An 11,671-nucleotide genomic window follows, 5' to 3' on the forward strand; every position below is an offset into this window, starting at 1 on the left:
GCCGCACGCGCCATGACGTCCGCGGCTCCCGAGCCGCTCGGCCTTTCATCTCGAAGTCGCGATACGGCGATTAATCTGCCGCCGTCGGACGAGCTCGTCACCGTCAAGTCCCTGCTGGGCGAGATGGTCGACTTCGAGAATCTGGCGCGCGAACCGCGGCCGCCCTACAAGAGCGCCTCGGCCAGCAGCTACGACCGGGCCAGCCAAGCCGGCGGCGAAGCCTGGTTCGCCAATCGCGACGTCGGCCAGTACGTCCGGGCCGAGACAAACGACGGTCGCAAAGAGCACGTCCTAGCCGACCTCAGCGGTCCCGGAACGGTCACCCGCTTCTGGTCTGCCAATCCCGACTGGGCCAACACGGTGCGGTTCTACTTCGACGGGGAGACGCAGCCGCGGTTGGCGCTGCCGCTGAAGGATCTCTTCACCGGGACGACACCCCCGTTCGATCCAGTCTTCTCCTATATCAGCGGGACGGGCGGGAATCTCTACTACCCCCTGCCCTTTGCGCGATCGCTTAAAATCACGATTGAGGAGAGGGAGAAATTCCCCCGGCTATACTACGAGATCGGCTACCGGACCTATGGAGAAGGAGCGCGGGTCGAGACGTACGATCCGGCCCGGGCGGGTGAATGGGCCGAAGCCCAGGCGAGAACAGCGTCTTTTTTGGCCGCGCCCGCACCCGCGCCGGCTCCGGCCGGATCGGAATGGCGGACCTTTCGGTTCAAGGTGGACGCCGGACGGACGGCCGCCGGGCCGGAAATAGCCGGCCCCGCGGCTGTCTATGAATGGTCGGCCCGCGTTCTGGGAACCAAAGAAGACGGCGCTTGGACCCATCCCGCGCGGGCTCACAACGCCTACCGGCATCTTCTGCTGGAAATCGATTTTGACGGATGGGCGGGCGTCCGAACGCCGCTGGGAGATTTCTTCGGCTCAGGGCCGGGAGTGAATCCGTACAGCAATCTATTCTTCACAGTTGCCGCTGACGGGACGATGACCAGCCGCCTGCTGATGCCGTTTCGGTCCTCGATGCGCCTCGGCCTGGCCAACACGGGGCGGGTCGCCTATGAAGTGGAGCTGAAGCTCCGTGTCGGCAAGCACGCCTTCGACGGCCGCGACATGCACTTGCACGCCCAGTGGGGCGTTCTGACACGCGACAGTTGGCCGTTCTTCGATTGGAACGTCCTGAATACGCGCGGCGCAGGCAAGATAATCGGCACGGTCTTCCAGATTGCCAACCCAGTCTTGATCTGGTGGGGCGAAGGCGATCAAAAAATCTTCGTCGACAACGAGTCGTTCCCCAGCACCTTCGGCACGGGCACCGAGGACGACTACGGCTACGCCTATGGCGACAACCAGCCGTTCGTCCGGCCCTATCACGCCCAAACCCGGGTGGACGGGCCGGGCAGCGGCGGGCACATCAGCCTCAACCGCTGGTATGTCCTCGACGCACTCCCCTATCGCGACGGATTGCGCTTCGAACAGGAGATGTGGCATTGGATGCCCTGCCGGCCGACCTGGTCGCACGTCGTCTACTGGTATGCCGCTCCGGGGACACCCGGCCCCGCCGAGATCGATCGGGCCTCGTTGGGTCCCGTCGATCTGGGGATTCGGGCCGATATGCTCGACCCGCAGGAGGGCGAGCGTCTGCCGTTCGAAACGACGGGCGGGACGGCGGCCAAAGAGCGCCTGGCCAATTGTTCGGAGGCCGAGCACCTGGTTTGGCGCGGCGCCCAGCCGGGCGACCAATTGGCCGTCAAGTTTACGGCCGTCGCGGCCATCATCGATTGTTACTCGGACAAGCTCTTCTGGCTCCATCCGAAGCTGGGCGTATTTCGGCTGAAGAAGGGCGAGAATGTTTTGACGATCGAATCGCTCGCCCCCAACCCCGCCGCCAAGCCGGGCAGCCTGTTCGGGCTGGACTATGTTTTTTTGATCAAGCAGCCCTAACGATTGTTCACGAAGTCGGAAAGGCCTCTATCGTCTTTACGAGCGACCTTTCCCTCGTGACGACGAGGAAAGTCCCTGTCGTTGCGAGGGCCTGCCCAGCAGGGGGAGCGTGGCAACCTCAATTCTCAGGAAAAAATGAGATGGCCACGGCCTCCCCGCGGCGGGAGAGGCCTCGCCATGACAAAAGAACGAACGACTTGGCCTCGGCCTACCGGCTTTTCTCCAAGACGATCTCAGCCAGGTCCAAGCCCAGGCCCGAGGACTTGGCGTTTTTCCCGACAAGGCGGAAGACGATTTCGTTCTCGCCTGTCAGCAAGTCGATTTCGCCCAACGGCAGGAGATCGCTTTTTTTCTTCGCGGCCGCGTAGAGGTCCACCGGCTCTCCCGCCGGCCGGTCGTTGCGGGTCAATTGCACGATCCCTTGCTCGGGACCCAAGACCGCCTTGATCCCGATCCGGTATCGTCCGGACGAGGGAACGTCGCAGCCGAAGGCGATGTGATGGGAACCGAAGACGTCTTCGCCCTTGGCCCGGATCGATAGGATGCGGAAGCGATCCTTGCCCATGGCGGTGACCGTCTTGGTCAGAGCCGCCTCCTGCAGGGAGAACGAGCGGATCGGGACGTTCCAGCCCGGGATGAAAACGATTCGGGCCGGATCGGCGATGCGGCGCGCCGCGGCGGGAGGAAGCGGTTCCAAACCCGTCGGCGGCTCCTCCGAGTAGAAGAAGACGACGCTGGCGTAATCGGTGGCGATCAGGTTCTTTTCCGGTCCATGCTCGATGGTGAAGTCGATGCTCTTGTCATACCCGTAATTGTCCGCGATGAACCAGCGGTAGCCGCCGGTACGGGCCTGCGGCTTGAGATAGTCCAGACAGCCGCTGAGAGGGAACGACGCGCGCGCATACCAACGGCCCGGAACGTCGTACCAGCCGCCGTTGAACGAATCCTCCGAGCCGGTGCCGGGAATTGCCAGGGCGCCGTCGATCATGGCCCGGTCGTCGCCTTCGAAGAAGGGCGTCTGGCCGGGCTCCGGCCCTTGGGCTTGCAGCGCGATGCCGACTACGCGGCCGCGCCCGGTCGTCTTCAGATAAGTGTACGGTTCGCCCTCGCGGGGCGGGTTCTCGCGCCGCCAGCGGGCGTAGAACCGCCCTTCACCGGCCGACTTGCCCGTCCGGGCATGAAGGACCTCGGCCCGCACCGCAACCGGCGCCCCGGCGGCGCGCTCGGACACGAGCTCGATCCGGGCCGAGCGGTCGAAGGGCATCGGGAGATAGACGTAGTCCGTATCGTCGGCCGTGCCCAGGAAAAGCGACCTCATCGCCGGGCGGCCGAAACTGTAGCCGAAGAAATCGCCGACCGGAGATTCGACCGCGGGCTTCTCTTCGCCGTCCCAGAACATCCGCAGAATGACGTCCCGCTCGGCGCCGGCGAAGGCCGAGGCCGGTCCGATCCGCAGACCGACGATGCGGCCGGGCTTGGACGATTCGAAAAGGGCCAGTGTTTGCCCCGGGGCCAGGAAGCCCTGAATGGCTTCCGTCTCGATTGTGGCCCCGGGCGGAGCGATCCGATCCGAAATATCCGCTCCGGTGCGCCCGAACAGGCTCTTAAGATCATCGATCCGGCGAAGGAACGACTCCGAAGGCGGGACCTGGAACGTTTCGATCGCGGCCTCGGCGGGGAATCGGACGTGGTTGATCTGGATGAATTGGAACGACTCCGCCTTGACCACGACTTTGCACGACTTGCGATACGGCAGAGGGATATAGGAAACCGAGCCGCCCGCGCCGGTCCATACGAGCGGCGCCAGGAACGGGGCATGGGCGCCGTCAAACATCTCGTTGACCTTCAGGCTGATCCGGGGCGAAGCCTCGCCGTCGAAATAGAACTCGATGATATCGGCCGTCGGGGTCGGGGTATGGAAGCGAGTGATGAGGCCCGGCCCCTCGAGATCGGCCAGGACGAGGCCGCTCGCCTCCTTGCGGATGAACGAATACTTGCCGGAGAATCCGTCGTCGTTTCCACCCGTGCGGTCGTAGCTCGAAACCATGCCCGCCTTGGCCGTCGGGTCGAGAACGGCCAGGCGATCGGGCCGGGCCAAGGCCTCGAGCCCGAAGACGGGCTTCGCCTCGGGCGGGGCCGGCGGCTTGACGCATGCAGCGCCGAGTAAAATGAGGGCAAGGATGACGGCAAAATTCAAGGCGTACGAAATTAATCTGGAGCGATTCGGAATATCCATAGCCAGGCTCTCCTTGATTCCATGCCAGTTTGAAAACCAGGTTACCACACCCTCACCGGCGGTGAGGGCTCGTAACGACAAAAAGAATAGAGCTTCTTCTCTCGAGAACCCCACTTATCAGCGATAAACGGATTTTAGGAAATCCAGGTCATAGCGCAGGCTGGCTTCCAGCCCCAGGGGATACTTGGTCCCCTCGAAGACGAACCAGCCTACATATCCGATTTCATCCATGGCCTTGCGGACACGGGTAAAATCGATCGGGCCTTTGCCGTATAAGTCCATGTTGTCCTTGGCGTGAAACTCCACGATCTTCTCCCCCAGCGCGGGAATCTCCTTAAAGATATCCAAGCCCACTTCGGAGGAGTTGGCCACGTCGTAATAGACCCGCACGGCGGAGGAGCCGACGCGCTGGATGATCTTGAGGTTTTCGTCGGCGCTTAAATACGACTCCAGAGCAAAAACGATTCCCGCCTTCTCCGCCTTAGGCGCCAGCCGCTTGAGAACAGCCACGACGGCGTCAACCCCCTTGGCGTCGTTGCGCAGATCGCCGTTGCCGAAAAAGGGCACGAGCACGCGTCGGACGTTCATCGCCGCACCGATTACACAAGCCTGCTCCAGCCAGCGTTCCGCCCGCGGGTCGCTTTTGAGAGGAATGTCGTTGAGCTTGCCGATGGCAAACGAGGCGATGGCGACACCCGTCGTCTCGGCCGCGGCCAGGAAGGTGCGCCGCGCCTCTTCCTTCATCAGGGCCAAATCCTCCCCGGCCGGATCGAGGCTGACCTGGACGCCTTCGAAGCCCAGCTTGCCGGCCAGGGCCAAGGCAGCGGGGTCGCCCGACTTGCCCAGCGTCCAGTCGCAAACGCCGAACTTGACGGACGCGCCGGCCGCCGACGCGGGGACGGACGCCGCGGGAAGCGCAAGCCCGACAGCGATCGCCAAGCCGAGAACCATTTGCCAAGATATTTTTCGCATATCATCAATCCTTCAATCCCTTGAGGTCGGGGATCAATCGCTCCTCGTCCTTCTCGATCTCGGCCCAGGTTACGGGCCGGCCCGTGACGGCGGCCTTGCGGCCCAGGACGGTGACAAGGTTGCTCATAACGCTCGGCTCGACCGTCGGGTTCCGCCAATCGCCCGCGTGGATCGAACGGGCGAACTCGGCAATATTGGCTACGGCGCCTTCCTCATAGATCGCGCTCGTATCGCCGCCGCGATAGAAGTTTTCGCCCCGAATAAGGACGTTCCCGCCATATGTGGTTTCCAGCACTCCCTTCGAGCCGAAAACGCGATTTTTTATCCCCTCCGCCGTACCGTGGCCTTTGAACTGGCGGCCGCTGAACTGGACGGCGACGCCGCCCGGGTAAGCGTATTGGACGACGAAATGATCCCAGCAAGAGCCTATCTTAGGCCGGGCCTTGAGGCCGCCGGTCCCGACGGCGGACACGGGCGGGGCGCCCATCACCCAACTGGCGACATCAAGGGCGTGGATGTCCTGCTCGGTGATCATGTCGCCGGACAGCGCCCGATCCAGGCCCCAGGCGCGCAGCTTGGCTTCGGCGTCGTTGGGCCGGGCGGTCAGAAGGGGGTAATGGTCCTCAAACGGGCAATCGGCGTGATAGATGGCCTCGGCAAAGACGATCTCGCCCAGCTCGCCCCGGTGGACCCGGGCCAGCGCCTCGCGGAAGAAAGGATTGGTTCGGGTCTGGAAATCGATAAGGAAAGCCCGTTTCTTGGCGGTGGCTTGGCGGCCCGAAGCGGCGATCGAACGGCAGCCGGGCGAATCCACTGCGGACGGCTTGGCCAGGTAGACATGGACGCCCGCTTCGACAGCCGCCGCCGCCTGCTCGGGATGGAAATAGGGCGGGCTTTCGATGGCCACCGCGTCGACACCAGAGGCCAGGAGCCGCTTGTATCCGGACAGCCCGGAAAACAATCGGGAAACGGGGACGCCGAACTTCGGGCCGAATTCGGCCAATCGGTCCGGGAAATAGTCTGCCCCGGCGACGATCTCGTAGCCGCCGTGCCGCTTGAAGAGCCCGGCGATCCAACTCCCGCGCCCGCCGCAGCCGATGAGCCCGAGCTTGATAGGGGGCCCGGACGGCGAGACCAGCGCGGCCGGGGCCGTTTGCCCGGATTGTCCGGGTGAACCCGCCCAGCCCGATTTGAAGACGGCCGATCCCGCCACAACGGCGCCGGCCTTGGCTAGAAATCTCCGACGATCCATGCCCGGCTTTTCTTCTTTCATAAGCGTTCTCCTATTTCCAAACGCCTGCAACGACGACATCCGCCCGGCGCGAAGCCGGCGTCACGGTCCAGGCCTGCAGCTTGCCGTCCTTGACCCGGCCCTCAATGACGGTCTTGAAAGGCGCATGAAGCTTGAAGTCCACGTCCCAGTCCTTGGGCCAGGCGGGCAGCAGGAAGATCGCCCTCCCCTCCGTCTGAACCAGCATGGACTGGACGGCTTTAAGCAGGACGCCGCCGTGGTCCTGGTCGGGCGTCCAGTCGTAGTTGGGGCCCCAGAAAGCCGGGAAGCGGCAATCCGGGTCGCTCTTGCGGGCCCGCAGAATGACATTTTCTTGCGCCCCCTCGGCCAGCCCGAGATAAGCCTTAAAGATGTCGTCCTGCCGCCAACCGAAGGCGCCTTGGTCCAGGACGCGCGCCAGCGCCTGCCGCCCGAGCGGGGCGTTGGGCTTGTCGAAGGAGCAGACGCGGAACGGGAAGATGGCGTAGAGCTCGGGGTTCTCGACGTTTTTCTTGTCGGCGAACAACGCCGCCGGCGACAGCATCCGGACGCCGTCGGCTTCGCGAACCGGAAGCTCGGGAATCTTCTTTTCGAATGCGGTAACAAACGTCCGGTCGGCCGCTGACAGCAACCCGGCCGGCAGGGCCAGAACGCGGGCGGCGACGGCCCGCAAGCCGGCGACCTCGGGCATGGGGTTGGTGCAATCCCACCACGTCTCCAAGGCCTGCGCGGGGTGCATGACCAGCTTGCCCGCCGCATCCGTTTTGTAGTGGCGGTCGAAGAAGGTCATGACTTCGAGGGCTAGAGGGAGCGCTTTGGCCCTTAGAAAAGCCGCATCCTCGGTACAGTCGAAATACTCCAGCATCATCCAGGCCAGCTCCAAGCCGCCCACCCACTCCCACTTGTGATAGCCCGAAACCTGCAGCTTGTCCTCGCGCTCGGCCGCCGGGACCTTCCAACCGTATGACTGCATGAAGACCGCGCCCCAGGGGAAGACGCACTCGGCGAAATAGGCGCCGGGATGGCCGAAATAGCGGCGGGTACGGTACTTGGAAACCTCGAAGATCTCGCCGGCATACATCTTGAAAAACGGCTGGATGAGGTCGAGATCGCCCGAAGCGCACGACCCGATGTAGGGCAGGCGCGAGTTCTGCCACCAATAGCCGGGCCCCCAGAGGCGATAGTCGGCGTCGCCCGGCTTGCCGGGACGGCCGACGGTGAAGATATTGCCGTTGAACTTGATGGGATAAGCCCCGCGGCCCGAGCAGGCATTGATGAATCTTTGCAGGGCATAGCCGCGCGAGACGTCATATCCGGTCGTCGGGGGATTTGGGGAAATCCCGTCGCGGCTCGCATCTCCGATGTTGACATAGCTTCGGCCCCAGAACGCTTCCCACCAGGCCCTGTGGACGGCGCGGCGCGCCTCGAGCCCGACAGATTCGATCTTCTTGACGATCTTCCGGATCGAAGCCAGCCAGGCTTCGGGTATCGCCGGCTGTTCGGTCAGGACATAAACGCTCAATTGCTGGCGGACGGCGGCTGGGATCTCGATCGTCCGGTCGTCGATCCGCCGGCTATTTTCGGCCCGAATCAGGGCGCCGAAGGTCCGATGGAGAAGGGGATCTTTCCAAGGCGCTTCCATCAAATCCTGGAAGCGCATGGACAGCTCGGGGCCGACGGATTTGATGTTGTGATGGCACCAGGCGATTCCGTCCGGGAGGGTCGGGAAGACGAAGTCCGGCTCGACCACGGTCGGCGCAGATTTATCCGGCGGGGCGTCGAAGTATGTATCGCTGACCTCGATCGACGGCAAAGCCGTTTTTTCCGTCCGCCACAGCTCGATGGATGCCGTCGCGGTCAGCGCGGTGCCGCTCTCGGTCTCGACGTGGATCACCGGATTGTCCGCCTCGACCCAAATCCGAACCTTGATCGGCCGGTCAGAGGCCCGGCCGTCGATGACGATCTCTCCCTGCCGCAACCGAAGCTCCTGGCGGAAAGCCGCTCCAGCAAAGGGGTTGGGCCGCAGGGAAACCCGGACCCGCCCGACCTTGACCAACCGGTTATTGTCGTCCCACGAGTCCGTCTTTCCGATATAGAAGAGGATGTCGCCCGATGCCTCCACCCAAACGTTGAGGCCGATGTCCCCGTTGCCGAGGGGCATCGAGCCCAGGGCGTCCTTGCTGGGCGAGTCCCAAATGATGTTATAGGCGTCCGGAGAGCCCGCTTTCGTATTGCTTTGCCCAGGCGCCGGGATGGCTGCGCCAAATAGTCCAAAGACTAGGATTAGAACAAATAGCCGGCTCCCAGGTATCGTGTTTGTTTTCATGCCCATACCTCCCATTGGAGCGGCCGGATCGCCCTCTATCATTCGGGGCGAGGAGCGGCCGCTCGGATGCCTGCCAGCCTATCACCGGACGCGAAAAAATCCAACTCCCCTCCTGTTTTTCTCGATCTTCGCCCAATTCCGAGGAGGCCAAGCGGTTCGGGGTACCGGCCAACGGCGAAATTGCGAGGCCGGCACCTTTTTCCATAGCTCTCTGCGGGAACCTGGCTCTAGCCAGGCGCCGAGGGCTGTTTGAGCACGCGACCATCTATCAGAATCGAAATGAAGTGGGGAGGCCGCCAAAACCGGGCGATCTGGAATGCGCAGTTCCGAGGTGCCGAAGGAATTCTTATATTCCGAAGGCGCCTAACACTTTTGATTTTATTGATATCACCTCCCCGGCCCCTCCTTCAAAGGAGGGAGTCGGTCAACGCCTTCGGCTGCATGTGGCGAGGCGAGGCAGACGCCGCCGGGCCGGTACTCCGAACCGCACTCCTCGGAATTGGGCGATGAATCTTTTTCTGTCCCCCAAACGGGCCTTTCGGGCGTATATATGAAAGAGCAGCCATGGACGAAACCGCCCTGATCCGGACCGCCCGCGAAGGCGACGGGGACGCCTTCCGGACGCTCTTCGACGCCCACAACGGGCGGGTCTTCGGCCTGGCCTACAAGTACCTGCGCAATCGGGCCGACGCCGAGGACGTCCTGCAGGAGACCTTCATCCGCGCCTACCGCGCCCTGGACACCTTCGATCCGGTCAAGAACGCGGATTTCGGGGTCTGGATCAACCGGATCTGCGTCAACTGCAGCATCGACGCCCTGCGCCGGTCGCGGCGCCGAAGCGCCCAGCCCCTGGAGGGCGAGACTTTGAACACCTTGCCGTCGGATGCCCCCGGGGACGACCCGGAACGAGCGGCCCGCGGCCGCGAAATTCGGGAGCGGGTCGATAAAGCCCTCAACCGGCTTTCGCCCCGCCAACGGATGATCTTCACCCTGCGACACGACATGGGCTACACCATCCGGGAGATCGCCCGGACGGTCGGATCCACGGAGGGAAGCGTCAAAAAGCATCTCTTCCGGGCCGTGGAAGCCCTGAAGTCCCGTCTCCGACGGTACGCCATGGAGGACGGTCATGAAATGTAAAGAAGCCCGTCGGGCTATCGTGCTCGACCATTACAAGGAGCTCGACCCGGCCGGAAAGGCCCGGCTCGAAGCCCATCTTCTGGCCTGCGCGGCTTGCGCCGCCGATCGAGAGGAAACCGGAGCCGTGCTGGGGCTCGTCTCGGCTCACGGGCGGACCGATGTCCCAGCCTTCGACGCTGATAAAACCTGGCGTGTGGTCCGGGATGGGATCGCCGGACCGGACCGGGTGCCGCGCCCGGCGCTCGCATCTTGGCGCCGCTTCGTCCCCGCCGCGGCGGGCCTCGTCGCGGTTCTGGCGGCCGGCATTCTCATCGGCCGCTTCGCCCTCAAACCCCAACCGGGGCCCCTCCAGAGACCCGGGCCATCCGCGGCAGGCCCTTCCGCGCTCATCGCAGCCGGCTCTTCGAGCCCGACCTCCGTCCAGCCGATGTTCGCCTCGCACCTGGACGACCTGCGGCCGATCCTGCTCGATTTCTCCCACACCGTTACCGGCGGCAAGCCCGGAGCCTTCGTTCCGGTGGACGAGCGGCTCCTGCGGGGCCTGCTGCTCCAAAACGTTTTATTGCGGCGCACCTTGAACGGGAATGATCCCGCCGCGGCGGAGCTGCTCGACGACCTCGACCTCATCCTGAAAGAAATCATCAACGGCCGGGAACCGGGCGGCGCTTCCCCGGCGCAGGTTCGGGACCTGATCAACGACCGAAGCATCCTCTTCCGGATGCAGATTCTGAAAACGACCTAGGAGACACGAACATGTCCAAACGCATTTTGATCGCGACACTGCTCCTCACTCTCGCCCTGGGCGGGCTCGCCGCGGCCCAGGACCAGCAGGCACAGGCGGCCGACCAGGCCAAAAAGGCCTACGACCAGGCCAAGTCGGCCATCTACCAGAAAGAATGGGTCAAGGCCGTCCAAGCCCTTCAGATGCTCGAAAGCAACTACCCCAAGAACGCCTACATGGGCGAATCTCTGTACTGGCTGGGCTATAGCCTGGACAAGATGTCGGCCGGCCTGGCCGACCGGGCCGTCCAGATGGAGACCCGCAAAGAGGCCATCGACAAGCTCAACACTTTGCTGGCCACTTACAAGACGAACCAATGGGCCAAGGACGCCGAGATCCTTCGGGTCCAGATCGCCGAGAGCCTGGCCAAGAGCGGGCTCAGCGAATACATGAAATACGTCGGCTCGATGGCCACCGGGGTTGCATCCGGGATCGTCTCGGGCGGCGACAAGTCCAAGCTCACTCCCGACGAAGAAGTCAAGCTGGTGGCCCTGCAAGCCATGATGGGCATGGACAAGGACAAAGCCTTCCCGGTCCTGGAAAAGATGGTCCGGACGGAAAAGTCCGACGAGCTGCGATCGCAGGCTCTTTTTGTGCTCAGCCAGAGTAAGGACGCTAAGATCGTCCCGCTGCTCATCGATCTGGCGGTTAAAGACCCCTCGCCCAAGGTCCGCGATATGGCCGTCTTCTGGCTCGGCCAGAGCAAGGACGAGGCCGCCCTCGACGCCCTGCTCAAGATCTACGCGGCCGCCGGCGCCGACGCCAAGGTCAAGGAGAAGGTCTTCTTCTCCCTGTCCCAGATGAACAACGCCAAGGCCACGGCCAAGATGGTCGAGGTCGCCAAGTCCGATCCCGATCCCAAGCTGCGGGCCCAAGCCGTCTTCTGGCTCGGCCAGCGCAACGACGAGGCCAGCCAGGCACTGATGTTCGACCTCTACAACGACGCCCAGGACGCCAAGGTCAAGGAAAGCCTGATCATGGCCTTCGGCCAGAGCAAGA

8 protein-coding genes are annotated in these 11,671 nt (G+C 63.5%); 4 read left to right on the forward strand and 4 right to left on the reverse strand.

Going from position 1 to position 11,671, the window contains the following annotated elements; genetic code table 11:
- Positions 1-1,947, forward strand: a 1,947-nt coding sequence (locus NTZ26_15465; protein ID MCX6561892.1) for a DUF2961 domain-containing protein, incomplete at its 5' end; no start/stop codon positions are given.
- Between the two features lie 208 nt (positions 1,948-2,155).
- Here the strand turns inward: NTZ26_15465 and NTZ26_15470 are convergent.
- From NTZ26_15470 to NTZ26_15485, 4 genes are all read right to left on the reverse strand, one after another.
- Positions 2,156-4,183 (reverse strand): DUF2961 domain-containing protein, encoded by a 2,028-nt coding sequence (locus tag NTZ26_15470; GenBank protein ID MCX6561893.1) that lies wholly within the window; start codon positions 4,181-4,183, stop codon positions 2,156-2,158.
- 117 nt (positions 4,184-4,300) lie between these two features.
- Positions 4,301-5,155: a sugar phosphate isomerase/epimerase gene (locus tag NTZ26_15475; protein ID MCX6561894.1), complete on the reverse strand. Its 855-nt coding sequence runs from the start codon at positions 5,153-5,155 to the stop codon at positions 4,301-4,303.
- Positions 5,156-5,159: 4 nt separating this feature from the next.
- Positions 5,160-6,428, reverse strand: coding sequence for a Gfo/Idh/MocA family oxidoreductase (locus NTZ26_15480; GenBank protein MCX6561895.1), 1,269 nt, complete (start codon positions 6,426-6,428; stop codon positions 5,160-5,162).
- Positions 6,429-6,438: 10 nt separating this feature from the next.
- Positions 6,439-8,751, reverse strand: coding sequence for a DUF5703 domain-containing protein (locus tag NTZ26_15485; protein ID MCX6561896.1), 2,313 nt, complete (start codon positions 8,749-8,751; stop codon positions 6,439-6,441).
- Between the two features lie 564 nt (positions 8,752-9,315).
- Here NTZ26_15485 and NTZ26_15490 point away from each other — a divergent pair.
- The 3 genes from NTZ26_15490 to NTZ26_15500 form a co-directional block, all read left to right on the forward strand.
- On the forward strand, positions 9,316-9,891 hold the full coding sequence (locus tag NTZ26_15490; protein MCX6561897.1) for a sigma-70 family RNA polymerase sigma factor: 576 nt from the start codon (positions 9,316-9,318) through the stop codon (positions 9,889-9,891).
- Positions 9,881-10,633 carry a zf-HC2 domain-containing protein gene (locus NTZ26_15495; protein ID MCX6561898.1) on the forward strand — a complete coding sequence of 251 codons (753 nt, stop codon included), beginning with the start codon at positions 9,881-9,883 and terminating at the stop codon, positions 10,631-10,633. Before NTZ26_15490 ends, NTZ26_15495 begins: the two co-directional genes overlap by 11 nt.
- A gap of 11 nt (positions 10,634-10,644) precedes the next feature.
- On the forward strand, positions 10,645-11,671 hold a 1,027-nt coding region (locus NTZ26_15500; GenBank protein MCX6561899.1), incomplete at its 3' end, for a HEAT repeat domain-containing protein.

The sequence above is a fragment of the Candidatus Aminicenantes bacterium genome, from assembly GCA_026393855.1.
GTDB lineage: Bacteria > Acidobacteriota > Aminicenantia > Aminicenantales > UBA4085 > UBA4085.